Origin of the sequence: Nocardioides sp. YIM B13467 (assembly GCF_042788075.1) — a bacterium.
Lineage (GTDB): Bacteria > Actinomycetota > Actinomycetes > Propionibacteriales > Nocardioidaceae > Nocardioides.
Genome location: NZ_JBHZPJ010000004.1, coordinates 30,928 through 47,986, shown reverse-complemented (window position 1 = coordinate 47,986; position 17,059 = coordinate 30,928). Strand labels below are relative to the sequence as shown.

Sequence of the window (17,059 nt, the reverse complement as noted above, 5' to 3'; positions counted from 1 at the left end):
CATCAACCTAGCATTTGCTTGGTAGGCGTTCTAGACTGCCGCACATGGCAGTCGAGATCGACTTCAGCGGCAAGGTGGTCGCGGTGACCGGTGGCGCGCGCGGAGTGGGCGCCGGGATCGTCGCGCGGTTCCTGGCGGCGGGAGCGGAGGTCGAGATCTGCGGCCGGTCGACGCCTGACGAGCTGCCCGTCGTGGACGGGCGCAAGCCGGTCTTCTCCCAGGTGGACGTGCGGGATCCGGAGCAGGTCGCGGCGTGGATCGCCGCGATCACCTCGCGGCTCGGGCGGCTCGACGTGGTCGTCAACAACGCCGGTGGCGCGCCCTACGCCGACTTCGCGACCGCGTCGCCGCGGTTCCACGAGAAGATCTCGGCGCTCAACTTCCTGGCCACCGCCTACGTCAGCCAGGCGGCGTACGAGGCGTTGAAAGCCTCTCGCGGCTCCATCGTCAACATCAGCTCGATCTCGGCACGGCGGCCCAGTCCCGGGACAGCGGTCTACGGGGCTGCGAAGGCGGCCGTCGAGAGCCTGACCGGGTCGATCGCGGTCGAGTGGGCCCCGGACGTACGCGTCAACGCCATCTCCTGCGGGCTCGTCGCCACGCCGGGGTCCGAGGACCACTACGGCAGCCCGGAGCAGCGCGCCGCGGTGGCCGCGACCATCCCGCGCGGCGTCTTCGCGACCCCCGAGGAGGTCGGCGACGCCTGCCTCATGCTCGCCTCTCCGCTCGCCGCGCACATCACCGGCGCCGTCCTCGCCCTCGACGGCGGCGGCGAGTGGCCCGCCTTCCTCCAGCACACCCCCAACTCCTGAGGAGCCCCCATGCCTGAAGCCGTCATCGTCTCGGTAGCCCGCTCACCCATCGGCCGCGCCTTCAAGGGATCGCTGAAGGACCTGCGTCCCGACGTGCTGGCCGAGCAGATCGTACGCAGCGCCCTGTCGTCGGTTCCGGAGCTGGACCCGACGCAGATCGACGACCTGATGATGGGCTGTGCCCAGCCCGCGGGGGAGCAGGGCTACAACATCGGGCGGGTCGTCGGCGTACGTCTGGGCCTGGACGCTGTGCCCGGCACCACGGTCCACCGCTACTGCGCATCGTCGCTTCAGACCACCCGGATGGCCTTCCATGCGATCCGCGCGGGCGAGGGGGATGCGTTCGTCTCCGCGGGGGTGGAGTGCGTGTCCCGCTACGAGCGCGGCAAGGCCGACGGGATGCCGGACACCAAGGCCGAGGAGTTCCTCAAGGCAGGCGAGCGCGGTGCCGCGCGGGTGGCCGCGGGCGAGGCCTGGACCGACCCTCGCGAGTCCGGCGAGCTGCCCGACTACCACCTCGCAATGGGCGAGACCGCCGAGAACGTCGCCGAGATGTACGGCATCACGCGCGAGGCACAGGACGAGTGGGGCGTACGTTCCCAGAACCGCGCCGAGGCCGCCGCCGCCCGGGGCTTCTGGGAACGGGACATCACGCCGGTGACGCTGCCGTCCGGAGAGGTCGTCTCCACCGACGACGGGCCGCGAGCCGGGGTCACCCTTGAGAAGGTCGCCGGCCTCAAGCCGGTCTTCCGCGAGAACGGCACCGTCACCGCCGGCAACTGCTGCCCGCTGAACGACGGCGCGGCCGCGCTGGTGATCATGAGCGACGTACGCGCTGAGGCGCTCGGGATCAGGCCGCTGGCCCGGATCGTGTCGACCGGAGTCTCCGGGCTCTCGCCCGAGATCATGGGCCTCGGACCGGTCGATGCCTCCCGCCAGGCGCTCGCCCGCGCCGGGCTCACTGCCGCCGACCTCGACCTGGTGGAGATGAACGAGGCCTTCGCTGCCCAGGTGCTCCCCAGCATCGCCCAGATCGGCCTCGACCCCGAGCGGGTCAACGTCAACGGCGGTGCGATCGCCCTCGGTCACCCCTTCGGCTCCACCGGCGCCCGCCTCACGACCACGCTTCTCCACGGCCTGCAGGAGACCGGCGGCCGCTACGGTCTCGAGACCATGTGCGCCGCCGGCGGCCAAGGCATGGCCATGGTGATCGAGCGCCTGGGCTGATCGAGCTGTCGGCTGCATCTGGCATGTAACACGTCGTTCGTAGGACTACTCGCCCTATCAGATAGGGCGAGTAGTCCTACGAACGACGTGTTACACGACCGCTGGCGGCTCGGCCAGCGGCGTCAGACGCTCCGCCGCCCCAGGTGGATGACCGCGACGGTGACCCGGCGCTCCTCGACCACGTAGACGATGCGGTAGCGGCCGACGCGGAGGCGGTAGCGGTCCTTGCCCCAGGCGTAGGCGCCGACGTCACGCGGGGTCTCGGTCAGGGTGTCGATGGTGTCGAAGACCTGGATCAGGCCGATGGGATCGTCGTCGACGTACGCCTCGGCCGACTGCAACGCCTCGTCGGCCCAGACGACCTGATAGGTCACTCGCTGAGCGGGCGGTCGAGACCGAGGGCGCGGCGGGCCTCGGCGTGGGGGGTGTAGCTGACCTCGCCGAGCTCGCGGCGCAGGGAGTAGCGCGCGAGGGCGAGATCGTCCTCGAGATCCTCGATGCGGCGCTCGTGATCGTTGAGGTAGGCGCGGATGGCCTCGCGGGCGATCTCCTGCTTGGACCGGTTCTCCGTCCTGGCACGGTCGGTCAGCAGCCGGTCGTCGGCTTCGCTGAGTCGCAGAGTCATAGCCATGGACCCAGCGTAACCCGAAGTGGTATCACGCGGTATCGTACGTGTGTCCGAACCGTCGAGCTTCACCCTGGGGGACGTCCATATGTCGCTGACCGCGCTCTACCTGCTCGTCGCACTCGGAGCGGGGCTGGTCGCGATGTTCCTCAAGTTCCCGCCCCTGGTCGGCTTCCTGGCCGCCGGGTTCGGGCTGCACGCCGTCGGCGTCGGTGAGATGGCGGGGCTGCACACGCTGGCCGATCTCGGCGTCACGCTGCTCCTGTTCGGGATCGGCCTCAAGCTCGACGTGAGATCGCTGCTCCGGCCCGACGTCTGGCTGAGCACCTTCGCCCACCTGGGCTTCAGTGTCATGATCGGGGTCGGGATGCTGGCCGGCATCGCGCCGCTCGGGTTCGCGCTCCTCGCCGACGCCGACCTGGGCGAGATGGCGCTGATCGCCTTCGTGCTCTCCTTCTCCTCGACCGTCTTCGCGATCAAGGTGCTCGAGGAGCGCCACGACAACAACACCCTCTACGGCCGGATCGCGATCGGTGTGCTGATCATGCAGGACATCGTCGCGGTGGTGTTCCTGACCATCTCCAAGGGCCACTGGCCCTCCCCGTGGGTGTTCGCGCTGGTGCTGCTCCTCCCGGGTGCCTGGCTCGCGCACCGGATCTGGGACCGGATCACCTCCGCCGAGCTGACCGCGCTCTTCGGCCTGGCGATCGCGCTCGTGCCGGGCTACTGGCTCTTCGAGGCGGTGGGGCTCAAGGGCGACCTCGGGGCGCTGGTGGTCGGCGTACTCCTCGGGTCGCATGCCAAGGCGCCGGCGCTGGCCAAGCTGCTGTTCAGCACCAAGGAGCTCCTGCTCATCGCGTTCTTCCTGAGCATCGGGCTGACCGGGGTGCCCTCGCTCGAGGACCTCGCGCTGGCCACCGTGCTTCAGCTCCTGCTGCCGCTCCAGGCTGTTGCGTACGTCGTGATCTTCGCGATCATGGGGCTGCGCTACCGCACCGCGACGCTGGCCTCGTTCACGCTGACCAACTACTCCGAGTTCGGCCTGATCGTGATCGTCATCGCCTCCGCGAGCGGGCTGGCGTCGGCCCAGTGGCAGACCGTGCTCGCCGTCGCGACCTCACTCTCGTTCCTGGTGGCCGCGGTCTTCAACGCGTACGCCGCGAAGCTCATCAACCTGCTCAACCGGATGCTGCCGGAACGGAGGCCCGACCGGCTCCAGGAGGCGGACCGGCCGATCAACCTCGGTGACGCCAAGGCGCTGGTGGTCGGGATGGGCCGGGTGGGGCGTACGACCTACGAGGAGCTGCGCGACACCCAGGGCTACCACGTCCTGGCGGTCGAGCACGACTCGCTGCGGGCCGACTCGCTCAAGGAGGAGGGCTTCGACGTGGTCGAGGCCGACGCCACCGACCAGGACTTCTGGGAGCGGGTCAAGAAGGGCACCGGCATGGAGCTGGTCGTCCTCACCATGCCCTTCCACGGCGACAACCTGCTCGCCATGGACCTGCTCCAGAAGCTCGGCTTCACCGGCACCGTGGCCGCCATCGCCCTGCGCCCCGAGGAGCGCGACGAGCTCAAGAAGCGCGGCGCCCACGCCGTCCTGAACCTGTACGCCTCCGCCGGCTCCGACCTCGCCGAGAAGGCGCTCCGGGTCAACCAGGAGCGCCGGCTCTCGGCTTAGCCCAGCAGGTTGTACCCCGACAGCGCACCCAGATACGTGCGAGTCACGCCGGTGCCGGTGCTGTTGCGCTCCAGCGCATAGATGTAGCTGCCCGACCGCACGATCAGGTCGCCGCCCGAGCCGGCCCGCAGATCGCGTACGCCGAGCACCGCGTCATAGCCGGACAGGTTGATCGACAGGGTCTGCGTGGAGACCAGGCCGCCGGGCCCGTTGCTCTCGTGGACGACGGTGCTGGTGCCGTTGACGAAGAGTACGTCGGGGGTGTTGCCACTGTTCCAGCGCCCGACGCCGACCAGTCGGGTGCCCGAGGCCGAGGACTTCATGGTGATCGAGGCGCCGACCTTGGTCGAGCCCTTGCCCGGCCACAGCTTGATCGTGCCGCCGGAGGTGCGGCCCATCAGGTCCGGATAGCCGTCGCCGGTGACGTCGCCGACCGCGTCGATCACGCTGACCGTGCCGAGGCCGGTCGCGATCGTGACGGGGCTGGCGAACTTGCCGGTGCCGTAGCCCCGGTAGAGGCGTACGGAACCGTCGGACATCTTCGCCAGGAAGTCGCCCTTGCCGTCGCGGTTCCAGTCGCCGGCGTTCATCAGTGCGGTGGCGCTCGTCAGGGTGATGCCGCTGTCGACCGGCGCGGCCAGGCTGACCCGACCGCTGTTCGGCTTGACGTATAGCGTCGAGCCGGACTTCATCACCAGGTCCGGGAGGCTGTTGCCGACGAGGTTGACCGCGCCGACGAGGGTGCGGTTGATGTCGGCGTACGGCCCCAACGGCTTGCCGAAGCCCGAGCCGGAAGCCGGGTAGATCCAGCCGCGGTTGGACGAGTCGCGGCCGATCAGGTCTCCGCGGCCGTCGCCGGTGAAGTCGCCGTAGCCGCTGATCTGGGCCAGCGAGGACCAGGACGGGCTCTGGGTCGCGAGCTTGATCGGCGAGCCGAACGTACCGCTGCCGGATCCCTTGAAGTAGTAGAGCGCCCCGGACTTGCGGCCGATCAGGTCGCGCTTGCCGTCCTTGTTGACGTCGCCGGTCGCGGCGAGCTTGTCGAAGCCGCTCAGCGAGCGCGTCGTGCCCGCCCGGGTGAACCCGCCGGCACCGTCGCCGGTGTAGCGGACCAGGTAGCCCTTCGCGTTCTTGCCGACCAGGTCGTTGGCCGAGGTGCCGCCGATGTTGCCGGTCGCGGTGATCTTGGAGACCCCGGAGAACGTGCTCTTGCCGAGGTTCTTGAAGACCGACGCGAAAGTGCCGTCGCCGCGGCCCTTGCGGATGCCGGCCGAGCCGTCGGTGCGGACCTGGATCAGGTCGGCCTTGCCGTCGCCGGTGATGTCCGGGGTGACTACGGCCTCGCGCACGGTGCTGCCGACCGTCGTGGACGTCTTGGTCGAGTTGAACCCGGCGAAACCGCCCGTACGCAGCGTGAAGATCCGGCCATCGGAAGCGCGTCGTGCCACGAAGTCGGAGTGGCTCGTGCCGGCGATGTGGGACTCCAGGTCGCGGCCGCTCCAGCTCTTCTGGAGGCTGGCGGCGAGCGTACGGACGGCGGGGAGCTTGGCTTGGAGGTTCGCGCCCGGGCAGACGGTGGTGCCCGCGTCGCGGTGGCCGTTGATCGCGTGCGGGAAGACCGTCTTGGTGCCGTCGGTCTTGGTCAGCGACACGTTGGTGGCGTTGGCGGTGACGCCGTGGAGCGAGAGCTTCCAGGCGTAGAGAGAGCCGTACGCCTGGATCATCGCGTCCGTGGGCTGGTTCTGCGTCGAGCCGGCGTCGTCAGGACAGCCGGCCGCGACCGTGTCGAAGCAGCCGAGCGCCGAAGCACCGAAGCTGTCGTAGTTGTAGCCGCTGGTGTGGGCGCCCTCGACCGGCAGTGCGACGCCGCCGTGGCGGCCCTCCCAGATGCGGCCGAACTTGTCGACGAAGAAGTTGTAGCCGACGTCGCGGTAGCCGCGGGTGGTCACGTGGAACTCGTAGATGCCCCGGATGATGCTGGGGACGTCGGTCTCGGTGTAGGCGTTGGTGCCCGCGGTGTGGTGGACGAAACCGCCGTGGATCGTGCGGTAGGTCGGGGCCGTCTGCTCGCGGAGCGTCTCGTCGGCGCCCCACTGCGCACGGCTGTAGATCGTCGGGCTCGAGGTGTAGGTGGACGCGACCAGGTTGAGGTCGGAGTCCTTGCTGCCCTGGTGGACGTTGGTCGCCCGGGGCTTGTCCTTGTCGGTCTCGATCTCGGGGAGTTCCTCGACCGTGTCCGAAGGTGTGCCCGGCTCGATCACCGCGAGCTCGAGGTCGTCGGGGATCTCGGCAGCGTCAGGGACGATGATCCGGGTCTGCACCTGGTCGACGTGCCCGGCCAAGAATTCGTCGGTGCCGGGGCGGACACCCTTCGCCTCCGCCGTGCCGGCGTCCGGACCGTGATCCTCGACGTCGACCACCATCGGGCTCCACGCCGACCACACGTCGTCCTTCAGGGTGCGGATCTCGGGGCGTACGTCGTCGGCGATGCTGCCGGACCAGGTCACGCCGACGACACCGAAGCCGGTGACGTCCTGTGGCTCGCTCTTGATGACGTTGGTGCGGTGCTTGTCGACCTTCGTCGCGTGCTCGGTCGCCTTGCCGGTCGAGGTGGTCAGTGCGATCTCCTCGACGTGAGACTCCACCGAACCGGCGGGAAGGGTGGACGGCTCCCTGTTCGCGGCCTCGAACGCGGCCAGCGGGCCGGACGTGGTCGGTTCGGCGGTGGCGGAGTTCAGCGTCAGGGGGATCGCCACAGCGGCCGCGCCGAGAATGAGGGTGGTGCCGGAGATGGACGCGATCTTGGCGCGTCGGGGCATCGAAGCCTCCGTGGGGGAAGTAAAGAACGGGCTGAGGAAACCTATACCCCCGCGGGGTGGGGTGTCTCACCTATATCGAGTTGTCGCGCAGATCCGTCTTCAGGACCTTGCCGCTGGCGTTGCGCGGAAGGCTGTCGACCAGGACGTACGCCCTCGGCTGCTTGTAGTTGGCCAGGCGGTCCTTGAGCCAGGTCGCGATCGCGTCGGCGCTCAGGTCGTCGCGTACGACGACGAAGGCCTTGCCCACCTGACCGAGGCGGGCGTCGGGGACGCCGATGACCGCTGCCTCGACGATGCCGGGGTGGCCGGCGAGGGTGTTCTCGACCTCGGCCGGATAGACGTTGAAGCCGCCGACGGTGAACATGTCCTTGATCCGGTCGGTGATCTTCAGACAGCCGTGCTCGTCGAGGAAGCCGACGTCGCCGGTGTGGAGCCAGCCGTCCTCGTCGATCGCCTCGGCCGTCGCCTCGGGGTTCTCGAAGTAGCCGAGCATGACGTTGTCGCCACGGATCCAGACCTCGCCGTCCTCGCCCGGCTCGGCGTCGTCGCCGGCCGGGGTGACGGTGCGGATCTCCAGACCCTCGACCGCCGGCCCGACCACCTTGGCCACGTGCTCCGGATCCTCGCCGGGACGAGTGGTCGTGGCGACCATGCACTCCGTCAGGCCGTACGCCCCCTTGACCTCGTCGATCCCGAGGATGTCGCGCATGTCGGCGAAGAGGCTCTCCGGGACGCTCGCGGCGCCGGCGATCGCGAAGCGCAGCGAGGAGAGGTCGTACGCCTTCAGGTCGGGGTGGTTGATGAGCGTGGTGAAGATCGTGGGAGCGCCGGGGAGGACCGTGATCCGCTCGTCCTGGATCAGCTTCAGTGCTTGGCTCGGGTCGTAGGTCGCGATCGGGTAGACCGTCGCGCCCGAGGTGAACGCCGCGATGAACCCCGCCTTGTAGCCGAAGCCGTGGAAGAACGGGTTGACGATGGCGTAGCGGTCCCGCGTGGTGAGCTCGGCGCCGCGCGCCCAGACGTCGGCGACGCCGATCGTCTGCCGCTGGGCGCTCATCACGCCCTTCGGCTTCCCGGTGGTGCCGGAGGTGAACAGCAGGTCGGCAAGGGTGTCGGGGGTGACCGACGCCTTCGCGTCCTCGAGCCGCTGATCGGGGATCGCCTCGCCCTTGGCGAGGAACTCCTCCCAGTTGGCGGCGAGGTCGACGATGGTGAGCAGGTGCTCCGGGAGCGGCCCGGCGTCGTGGAGCATCTGTACGTAGTCGGTGCCGAGGAAGCCGTTGACGGTGACCAGCGCCGTGGCGCGGGAGCGCTCCAGGATCTCGCGCGCCTCATGGCCCCGGTAGCGGGTGTTGAGCGGCACCACGGCCGCCCCGATCGTCTGCGCGCCGAGAACCGCCACCGGGAACTCCCAGCGGTTGGGCGCCCAGATCGCGACGCGGTCGCCGCTGCGTACGCCGCTGGCCAGGAAGGCGCGCGCGGCCCTGTCCGCTGCCTCGGCGAGCTCGGCGTAGGTGAGCGTCGTGGGGCCGTCGACGATCGCCGGATGGTCGGCGTAGGTCTGCTTGGCCTTCTCGATCAGGGCGGGGATCGTGCGCGGGGTCACCCTCGCAAGCGTAGTTGAGCAACTGCTTGTTTGGTAGGCTTCGTCCATGACTGACACGGGGGTTGCGCCGAGAAGGCGGGGGACGGCGTCGGGGTCGTCGCGGCGGGCCGAGCTGCTCACGCTGGCTGCCGAGATGTTCGCGACCAAGGGCTTCGCCCAGACGACCGTACGCGACATCGCAGACGCCGCCGGGATCCTGTCCGGCTCGCTCTACCACCACTTCCGGTCCAAGGAAGCGATGCTGACCGAGCTGCTGTCGGGGTTCCTCGACGGGCTCAACGCGCGGTTCACCGAGATCGTCGAGAGCGGGGTCGACCCGCGGGCCGACCTGGACGGACTGATCACGGAATCGTTCCGGACCATCCACAACGAACGGCTCGCTGTCGCGCTCTACCAGAACGAGGCGTCCTTCCTGGCGACCGTCGAGGGCTTCGAGTTCGTCGCCGAGCGCTCGCGCGACAACGAGGCGCTCTGGATCCGGGTCATCGAGGCCGGCCAGGCCTCGGGCGCCTTCCAGGCCTCCCTTGACCCGGCGCTGACCTACCGGTTCATCCGCGACGGCGTCTGGTCCACCGTCTCCTGGTATCGCCCCGGCGGCCGCCACACCCCCGAGACCCTCGCGGAGCAGTATCTGAAGCTGCTCCACGCCGGCATCCTCGCCTGACCTCGGGGTCTTAGGGGACCTCTTTGAAGCGGAGGCCCTTGGGGTCTTCTGCCTCGATGATCTTCAGCTCGTCCGGGGTGGGCTCGCGGGTGAGGGGCGCGTCGGTGGCGTCGATCGAGAAGCCGGTGGCGTCCTGGAGCTCCTCGGGCGTGACGCCCGGGTGGATCGAGTCGACCTTGATCAGGCCGTTCTCGTCGTAGCCGAAGACGGCGAGATTGGTGACGACGACGCCCAGGTCGTGGAAGCGCCCGGCGGTGCCGGTGGCGCGGTCGTTGCCGACACCGCTGGCGACGTCGACGCGGTCGACGAAGATCCGGGCGGAGTGCTTGGCGACCCAGTAGTCGACACGGTGGTTGACGGTGTTGCCCGGGGCGCCGCGTACGCCGATCAGCTGCCGCTTCGGCTGCCGCCAGTCGCCGATCGAGGAGATGTTCTGGTTGCCGTGACGGTCGATCTGGCTGGCGCCCATCATCGAGTGCCGGCGGCCGCTGGCGACGATGTCGAAGATGCTGCGGAACGGCACCCAGGCCTCCGGGGTGCCGCCGGCCGCCGCGGTCTTCAGCAGCGGTGGAGCCTCGGCCATCATGAACGCCTCACCGTCGCTGAGTGCGAGTTCGGGGGTGTGGGTGGCCTTGGCCAGGCGTACGCCGATGGCCGGGACGATGCCGACCGCGTGGGCGAGCACCTCCCCGGAGCCCTTGAAGGCGTCGGAGACGGCGGCTACGCAGATGTCTGCTCGGCTGATCGTCTGCTGGGTCACAGGTAACGCTCCTCGAACTCGGTCCAGTCACTGTCGGAATCCGACTTGGCTGCTGCGGCGTACGTCTTCTGGAACTCTTCGTCGCGGCCGTAGTCCGGCTCGCAGCTGGTGAAGTGGGCGCCGCCGGGGGCCTCGACGACGTGGTTCACGAAGATCCGGGGGACCAGGAGCGTCTGCGGCGCGGCCTTGGCGGTGAGGTCGTCGGTGGAGACGATCTGCTCGACGGACATGATCGTGGTGTCGGCGGCCATCGCGAAGAGGTCGTCGAAGTAGGGGTCGGGGCCGAGGTACTGGCCGTTGCCGGCCGCGTCGGCGCGGTTGAGGTGGATGAGCGAGACGTCGAGGCGGAGCCCGGGGACGGCGACGTACTCCTCGTCGTCGTAGGGCGACTTCACCGTCTTGAGGTCGGGGTTCATCACCATCACGTCGCTGCCGAGGCCTGCGCGGATGGGCTGGAACGAGAGCCGGTTGGCGCCCGCCTTGAGACCGGCGACGAACATGCCCTCGTCGTACTCGCTCGTCTCCGGGATCTCGCCCCGCTCACGGGCGCGGGTGAAGTTGGGGTCGAGCGGGATCGAGTCGAGGCTGACGAAGCCGTAGACCAGCTTGCGGATCCTCCCGGCACGGGCGAGCAGGCCCACGTCGGGGCCACCGAACGCGACCACGGTCAGGTCGGTGATGTCGCTGCGGAGGATCTCCTTGACCAGCGCCATCGGCTTGCGCCGCGAGCCCCAGCCGCCGATACCGATGGTCATCCCGGACTCGAGCTTGCTGCTGACCTCGGTGAGGGGGAGTGTCTTGTTCACGTGTCTCCTCGGAAGAGCTGGGCGGTGGCGTGGGCGCGCTTGAAGTAGAGGTGGGCGTCGTGCTCCCAGGTGATCGCCACCCCGCCGTGGAGCTGGATCATCTCGGCCGCGACCTGCGAGAACGCATCGGAGCACCAGGTCTTGGCGGCATGGACGAGACTTACGTCTGGAGTCGGCTGCGTGAGCTCCCAAGCCGCTGCCCAGCTCATCGTCCGCGCGGTCTCGACCTGGACCAGCAGGTCGGCGCAGCGGTGCTTGAGCGCCTGGAAGGAGCCGAGCGACCGACCGAACTGGTGGCGCTCCTTGAGATAGGCGACCGTACGCTCCAGCGCCTCGCGCGCCGCTCCGGCCTGAAGGGCGGTCATCATGGTGGCGCCGACTGTGGTGACGTACGCCGGGTCGACCGTTCCGACGGATACATCCGGGAGGTCGTCGATCGTGACCGTCGCGAACCTCCAGGTCGGGTCCAGCGCCGGGGTCGGGGTGACCGTGGCCGCCGAAGGATCCACCGCGTGGACCTGGTCGCCGCGCAGCACCAGGAGGATCTCAGCACTGGACGCGTCGATGACGAGATCGGATCCCGAAGCGGCGACCGCGGCCGTGGCCCCGCCGGCGATCCGCGCCAGCAGCTCGCCGGCCTGCAGGGTGTCGGCGGCGGTCAGCACCTGGGTCGCCAGCAGCGTGCCGACGAACGGCGAGGGCGTGAGCGTGGCGCCGAGCTCCTCGAGGACGAGATGCGCCTCGATGTAGGTGCAGCCGACCCCGCCGTACGCCTCGGGGACCGCCAGCGCGGTCACCCCGATCTGCTCGGTGAGCGTCTGCCAAAGGGTGGTGTCGTAGCCCTCGGGCGTGCTGATCGCCGCACGCAGATCCATCGACGCGGCCCGCTTGGCGATCAGCGTGTGCACGGTCGCGACCAGGTCGGACTGCTCCTCGGTGAGCGCGAACCTCATCGGCCCTCCACCAGCCCGCCCTCGGTAAGCAGAGCGAGGATCCGCGCACGATGCTCGGCCGGGGTGCCCCAGGCGCCGACCAGCGCGCGCACCTTCAGGATCCACAGGCTCAGGTCGAACTCGCGGGTGTAGCCGATCGCGCCGTGGACCTGGAGCGCGGTGCGCGAGGCGAGGTACGCCGCGTCGCCGGTCGCCACCTTCGCGGCCGAGACCGCTCGGGCCGCCGTGGGCGCCTCCGCGTCGAGCTCGACCGCTGCGTTGTGCACCAGCGGGGCCGCGAAGTCCAGAGCGACGCGTACGTCCGCGAGCAGGTGCTTCACCGCCTGGAACTCGCCGATCGGGCGCCCGAACTGCGTCCGCTGCTTCACATAGGCGACCGAATCGTCGAGGAGCCTCAGCCCGGCGCCGAGGAGCTGGGCCGAGCAGGCGAGGGTGCCGAGGTCGAGCGCCGTCGCCGCGTCGACCATGGCGATCTCCTCGCCTGGGGTCACGTCGAAGAGCCGTCGGGTCGGGTCGACCGACTTCCGCTCGGCGCCGACAACCGCGTCGTGGAGGGTGGCGCTCAGCGCGTACGTTCGCTCGGAAATATCGGCATCCACGGCCCTTGCTTCGGGGGCGACCGAGATGATCGCTTCGCCGGAAGCCAGCCGCGGGAGGAGGTCAGAATCGGGTGTACCGGTGAGGACATGCGGCACGACCGCGGCAGACTCGATCCACGGACCAGGGACGCCGTGATAGCCGAGCCGCTCGAACGCGACGGTCAGGTCGACCGGGGTGGCCCCCACGCCTCCGTGCTCCTCCGGCACCAGCAGCCCGGTGACACCGAGCTCGGCGAGCCGCTGCCACAGCTTGAGCCCGGCCGAGTGGTCACCGGCCGCCCAGGCGCGCGAGACCGAGGGGACGTCGGCGGCGGCCAGCAGGTCATCGAGTGCTTCGGAGAAGGCGTGCTGCTCCGGCGTACGTCCGAATCTCATCGGTCACCCCTCGGCAGGCCGAGGACGCGCTCGGCGACGATGTTGCGCTGGATCTGGTTGGTGCCGGCGTAGATCGGGCCGGAAAGGGAGAAGAGGTAGTCGTCGACCCACGGACCGGAGAGCTCGGCGTCGGCGCCGAGCAGCGAGAGTGCGGTCTCGTGCAGCGAGAGGTCGAGGTCGGACCACCACAGCTTGTTGATCGAACCCTCGGTGCCGACGGAGCCGCCGGCCTCGACGTGGGTGACGGTGCCCCAGGTGTAGAGGCGGTAGGCCTCGGCCCCGATCCAGGCGTCGACGACCTGGTCACGCAGGTGAGGCTGCGGCTCGGACGCCCACAGGTCCAGCAGCCGCTCCGCCGCGGCACAGAACCGCCCCGGCGAACGCAGTGACAGACCCCGCTCGTTGCCCGCGGTCGACATCGCCACCTTCCAGCCGTCGCCGACCCCGCCGAGCACGTCCTCATCGGGCACGAAGACGTCGTCGAAGAAGATCTCCGCGAAACCGGGAGTGCCGTCGAGCTGGTCGATCGGACGGACCGTGACGCCGTCGGCTTCGAGAGGAAAGAGGAAGTACGTCAGGCCCCGATGTCTTTCCGCCGAAGGATCGGAGCGGAAGAGACCGAAGCCGCGGTCGGCGAAGGGTGCCCGGCTGCTCCAGGTCTTCTGCCCGTTCAGCCTCCAGCCGCCTTCGACCCGCGTCGCGGATGCATGGAGCGAGGCCAGGTCGGACCCCGCCTCCGGCTCCGACCACGCCTGCGCCCAGACGAGCGTGCCGTCCGTCATGTCGCGCAGATAGCGCTCCTTCTGAGCCTCGGTCCCGTGGCCGAAGATGATCGGCGCGAGCAGCGAGATGCCGTTCTGGCTGATCCGCGTGGGGGCGCCGGCGAGGTAGTACTCCTCCTCGAAGATGACCCACTCGGTGAGCGACGCGTCGCGACCGCCGTACGCCTCGGGCCAGGCGACCACCGACCACCGACCGGAGGCCAGGGTGCGCTCCCACTCCCGGTGCGCCGCGGCACCCTCGGCAGTGTCCATCGACGGCAGCCGGCCGGGGTTGTTGGCAGCGAGCCACTCGCGCGCCTCGACCCGAAAGGCCTCCTCGGCTCCGGTGAACTCCAAGGTGCTCATTGCGCTCCTCGGTCGCTGTAACACGTCGTTCGTAGGACTATCCGGTCGTTCTGACCGGGCGAGTAGTCCGACGAACAACGTGTTACATCGGCGCTGCTCGGCCCCAGCATGCTGTTTTCGAACTTCACGACTTCATCGACCTCGCGTTCATTCCCGCGAGCGAGTCCTTGCCGACCTCGGCGTTGTGCGCGTGCGCGGCGTGGTGGAGGCCGAAGACCGAGTCCATCCCGGCGCGCATGCCCATCAGGTCCTCGGCCTGGTTGACCGCCTTCTTCGCCAGCGCCAGCCCCAGCCGCGGCATCTCGGCGATCCGCCCCGCGAGGGCGAGCGTCTCGGTCTCGAGGTCGTCGCGGCGTACGACATGGTTGACCATGCCCCAGCGCTCGGCCTGCTCGGCGGAGAACCGGTCGCCGGTGAAGAGCATCTCCTTGGCGGCGCGGGGGTTGGTGACCCACGGGTGCGCGAAGTACTCGACCCCGGGGATGCCCATCTTGACCACCGGGTCGGAGAAGAAGGCGTCGTCGGAGGCGACGATGAAGTCGCAGGACCAGGCCAGCATCAGGCCGCCGGCGATGCAGGCGCCCTGCACCATCGCGATCGTCGGCTTCGGCAGCTCACGCCAGCGGCGGCACATGCCGAGGTAGACCTCGGACTCGCGCGCGAAGCGGGAGTCGACACCCTCCTTGCCGACGTGGTCCCACCACATCACGGCCTTGCGCTCGAAGCTCTCGTCGATGTCGCGGCCCGGGGTGCCGATGTCGTGGCCGGCGCAGAAGTGCTTGCCGTTGCCGCCGAGGACGATCACCTTGATCTCGTCATCGTTGGTCGCTCGCGTGAACGCCGCGTCGAGCGCGTAGGTCACCTTCGAGTTCTGGGCGTTGCGGTATTCGGGGCGGTTCAGCCGCACCACCGCGACGGGTCCGTGGGTCTCGTACGTCACGACACTGGTCTCGGTTGGAGTGGCGCTCATGCCGCAGACGCTACCAAACAAGTGCTTGGTTTGGTAGGTTGTCCGGCATGGACCTGACCTACTCCGCCGAGGACGAGGCGTTCCGTGCCGAGGTGCGCGAGTGGCTGGCCGACCATCTGGTGGGCGAGTGGGCCGCGCTGCGCGGCACCGGCGGGAACGGGCGCGATCACGAGTCGTACGAAGGGCGGCTGGCGTGGAACCGCTACCTGGCTTCACACGGGTGGACGTGTCTGGGCTGGCCCGAGGAGCACGGCGGACGCGGCCTGCCGCTGTTCCAGCAGGTGATCTTCCATGAGGAGTACGCCCGGGCCGACGCCCCGGTGCGAATCAACCATCTCGGCGAGGAGCTGCTCGGACCCACCTTGATCGCCCACGGCACGTCCGCTCAGAAGGAGCGGTTCCTGCCGAAGATCGTGGCGGTGGAGGAGCTGTGGTGTCAGGGCTACTCCGAGCCCGGCGCCGGGTCCGACCTGGCCGGGGTGCGCACCCGCGCGCGGCTGGACGGCGACCGGTGGGTCGTCGACGGGCAGAAAGTCTGGACCTCGAACGCCCACCTCTCCGACTGGTGCTTCGTGGTGTGCCGGACCGAGCCGGGTTCCTCGCGCCATCACGGGCTGTCCTATCTGCTGGTGCCGATGGCGCAGCCCGGGGTCGACGTACGACCGATCCAGCAGCTCACCGGCACCTCCGAGTTCAACGAGGTCTTCTTCGACGGCGCGGTCACCGCCGCGGACCTGGTGGTCGGCGAGCCCGGCGACGGCTGGAAGGTCGCGATGGCGACCCTCGGGTTCGAGCGCGGCGTCTCCACGATCGGCCAGCAGGTCGGCTTCGCGCGCGAGCTGGAGATGGTCGAGGACGCGGCGCGTGCCAACGGCACCATCGACGACCCCGGCATCGCCGCTCGGCTCGCCCAGGCCCACGTCGGGCTCGAGGTGCTCCGGCTGCACGCGCTGCGGACACTGTCGGCGTACGACTCCGGCTCCTCGGGCCCCGAGGCGAGCGTCTCCAAGCTGCTCTGGGCCCGGTGGCACCGCGACCTTGGCGAGCTGGCGATGGACGTCCTCGGCCTCGCCGGCCTGACCACCGGCGAGGACTACGCGCTCGACCGGCTGCAGTCCCTCTACCTCTTCTCCCGCGCCGACACGATCTACGGCGGCTCGGACGAGATCCAACGGAACATCATCGCCGAGCGTGTGCTCGGCCTGCCCAGAGAATCACGCAGAGAGGCCCGTGCATGAAGCCGGAACAGCCAAGCCCCGCGTACGTCCCCGGCCACTCGCTCCTCGACGGACGGGTCGTCGTCGTGACGGCGGCCGCCGGTGCGGGGATCGGGGCGGCGGTGGTGCGGAAGGTGCTCGAGGAGGGCGCGAAGGCGGTCGTCGTCTCCGACACCCACGAGCGCCGGCTCAAGGAGTCGCGCGATGCCCTCGCCGAGGAGTTCGGGGAGGACCGGATCACGGCTGTGACCTGCGATGTCACGCAGGAGGACCAGGTCCAGGCGCTGCTCGATGCCGCGGAGCCGTACGGCGGTGTCGACGTGATGATCAACAACGCCGGCCTCGGTGGGACCGCCTCGGTGCTGGAGATGACCGACGAGCAGTGGTCCCGCGTTCTCGACATCACCCTGACCGGGACGTTCCGATGCGTCCGAGCGGTCGGGCAGCGGTTCGTGGCCGCCGGGAAGCGCGGCGTCATCGTCAACAACGCCTCCGTGATCGGCTGGCGGGCGCAGGAGGGGCAGGCGCACTACGCCGCGGCCAAGGCCGGGGTGATGGCGCTGACCCGCTCCGCCGCCGCCGACCTCGCTCCGCACGGGATCCGCGTCAACGCGGTCTCGCCGTCCCTGGCGATGCACCCGTTCCTGGAGAAGGTCACCTCGCCCGAGCTCCTGGTGGAGCTCAAGGGCCGAGAGGCCTTCGGCCGCGCCGCCGAGCCCTGGGAGGTCGCCAACGTCATGGTCTTCCTGGCCAGCGACTACTCGTCCTACATGACCGGCGAGGTCGTCTCCGTCTCCAGCCAGCACGCCTGATCGAGA

Annotated in this window: 16 protein-coding genes; 6 read left to right on the top strand and 10 right to left on the bottom strand. The window is 69.5% G+C overall.

Annotation, left to right across the window (positions count from 1 at the left end; genetic code table 11):
* Positions 1 to 44 precede the first annotated feature (44 nt).
* A complete protein-coding gene (locus tag ACFX43_RS01165) occupies positions 45 to 812 on the top strand; it encodes an SDR family oxidoreductase (protein WP_378815991.1) in 768 nt (255 codons plus the stop codon).
* A 9-nt stretch (positions 813 to 821) separates the two neighbouring features.
* On the top strand, positions 822 to 2,039 hold the full coding sequence (locus ACFX43_RS01160; protein ID WP_378815989.1) for an acetyl-CoA C-acetyltransferase: 1,218 nt from the start codon (positions 822 to 824) through the stop codon (positions 2,037 to 2,039).
* Between the two features lie 122 nt (positions 2,040 to 2,161).
* Here ACFX43_RS01160 and ACFX43_RS01155 read toward each other — a convergent pair whose 3' ends face one another.
* Complete coding sequence (locus tag ACFX43_RS01155) at positions 2,162 to 2,413, bottom strand: type II toxin-antitoxin system RelE/ParE family toxin (protein ID WP_378815987.1); 252 nt, start codon at positions 2,411 to 2,413, stop codon at positions 2,162 to 2,164.
* Positions 2,410 to 2,670 carry a ribbon-helix-helix protein, CopG family gene (locus tag ACFX43_RS01150; RefSeq protein WP_355223608.1) on the bottom strand — a complete coding sequence of 87 codons (261 nt, stop codon included), beginning with the start codon at positions 2,668 to 2,670 and terminating at the stop codon, positions 2,410 to 2,412. The genes ACFX43_RS01155 and ACFX43_RS01150 overlap by 4 nt, the downstream gene beginning before the upstream one ends.
* 43 nt (positions 2,671 to 2,713) lie before the next feature.
* Here ACFX43_RS01150 and ACFX43_RS01145 point away from each other — a divergent pair, with 43 nt between their 5' ends.
* Entirely contained in the window at positions 2,714 to 4,345 is a 1,632-nt protein-coding gene (locus tag ACFX43_RS01145; protein ID WP_378815985.1) for a cation:proton antiporter, read from the top strand.
* Here the strand turns inward: ACFX43_RS01145 and ACFX43_RS01140 are convergent.
* Positions 4,342 to 7,164 (bottom strand): FG-GAP-like repeat-containing protein, encoded by a 2,823-nt coding sequence (locus ACFX43_RS01140; protein ID WP_378815984.1) that lies wholly within the window; start codon positions 7,162 to 7,164, stop codon positions 4,342 to 4,344. The two genes, ACFX43_RS01145 and ACFX43_RS01140, sit on opposite strands and share 4 nt — an antisense overlap.
* 70 nt (positions 7,165 to 7,234) lie before the next feature.
* Complete coding sequence (locus ACFX43_RS01135) at positions 7,235 to 8,770, bottom strand: FadD3 family acyl-CoA ligase (protein ID WP_378815982.1); 1,536 nt, start codon at positions 8,768 to 8,770, stop codon at positions 7,235 to 7,237.
* Positions 8,771 to 8,816: 46 nt separating this feature from the next.
* Here ACFX43_RS01135 and ACFX43_RS01130 point away from each other — a divergent pair, with 46 nt between their 5' ends.
* Positions 8,817 to 9,434, top strand: a complete 618-nt coding sequence (locus ACFX43_RS01130) for a TetR/AcrR family transcriptional regulator (protein ID WP_378815980.1) — start codon at positions 8,817 to 8,819, stop codon at positions 9,432 to 9,434.
* 10 nt (positions 9,435 to 9,444) lie between these two features.
* On the opposite strand, the gene ACFX43_RS01125 is transcribed toward ACFX43_RS01130, so the two are convergent.
* The 6 genes from ACFX43_RS01125 to ACFX43_RS01100 all read right to left on the bottom strand — a co-directional run bounded on the left by ACFX43_RS01125 (position 9,445) and on the right by ACFX43_RS01100 (position 15,024).
* Positions 9,445 to 10,194: a CoA-transferase subunit beta gene (locus ACFX43_RS01125; protein WP_378815978.1), complete on the bottom strand. Its 750-nt coding sequence runs from the start codon at positions 10,192 to 10,194 to the stop codon at positions 9,445 to 9,447.
* Positions 10,191 to 11,000 (bottom strand): CoA transferase subunit A, encoded by an 810-nt coding sequence (locus ACFX43_RS01120; protein ID WP_378815976.1) that lies wholly within the window; start codon positions 10,998 to 11,000, stop codon positions 10,191 to 10,193. Before ACFX43_RS01120 ends, ACFX43_RS01125 begins: the two co-directional genes overlap by 4 nt.
* The gene (locus ACFX43_RS01115) at positions 10,997 to 11,953 is read right to left on the bottom strand and encodes an acyl-CoA dehydrogenase family protein (protein WP_378815974.1); all 957 of its coding nucleotides are present in this window, start codon (positions 11,951 to 11,953) and stop codon (positions 10,997 to 10,999) included. Before ACFX43_RS01115 ends, ACFX43_RS01120 begins: the two co-directional genes overlap by 4 nt.
* On the bottom strand, positions 11,950 to 12,927 hold the full coding sequence (locus ACFX43_RS01110; protein WP_378815972.1) for an acyl-CoA dehydrogenase family protein: 978 nt from the start codon (positions 12,925 to 12,927) through the stop codon (positions 11,950 to 11,952). Before ACFX43_RS01110 ends, ACFX43_RS01115 begins: the two co-directional genes overlap by 4 nt.
* Positions 12,924 to 14,054 carry an acyl-CoA dehydrogenase family protein gene (locus ACFX43_RS01105; RefSeq protein ID WP_378815970.1) on the bottom strand — a complete coding sequence of 377 codons (1,131 nt, stop codon included), beginning with the start codon at positions 14,052 to 14,054 and terminating at the stop codon, positions 12,924 to 12,926. The genes ACFX43_RS01110 and ACFX43_RS01105 overlap by 4 nt, the downstream gene beginning before the upstream one ends.
* 124 nt (positions 14,055 to 14,178) lie before the next feature.
* The gene (locus tag ACFX43_RS01100) at positions 14,179 to 15,024 is read right to left on the bottom strand and encodes an enoyl-CoA hydratase (RefSeq protein WP_378815968.1); all 846 of its coding nucleotides are present in this window, start codon (positions 15,022 to 15,024) and stop codon (positions 14,179 to 14,181) included.
* A 47-nt stretch (positions 15,025 to 15,071) separates the two neighbouring features.
* Between ACFX43_RS01100 and ACFX43_RS01095 the strand changes: the two genes are divergently transcribed.
* Together ACFX43_RS01095 and ACFX43_RS01090 are read left to right on the top strand one after the other, a co-directional pair.
* Positions 15,072 to 16,262, top strand: coding sequence for an acyl-CoA dehydrogenase family protein (locus ACFX43_RS01095; protein WP_378815966.1), 1,191 nt, complete (start codon positions 15,072 to 15,074; stop codon positions 16,260 to 16,262).
* Positions 16,259 to 17,053: an SDR family oxidoreductase gene (locus ACFX43_RS01090; RefSeq protein WP_378815964.1), complete on the top strand. Its 795-nt coding sequence runs from the start codon at positions 16,259 to 16,261 to the stop codon at positions 17,051 to 17,053. Before ACFX43_RS01095 ends, ACFX43_RS01090 begins: the two co-directional genes overlap by 4 nt.
* Positions 17,054 to 17,059 lie beyond the last annotated feature (6 nt).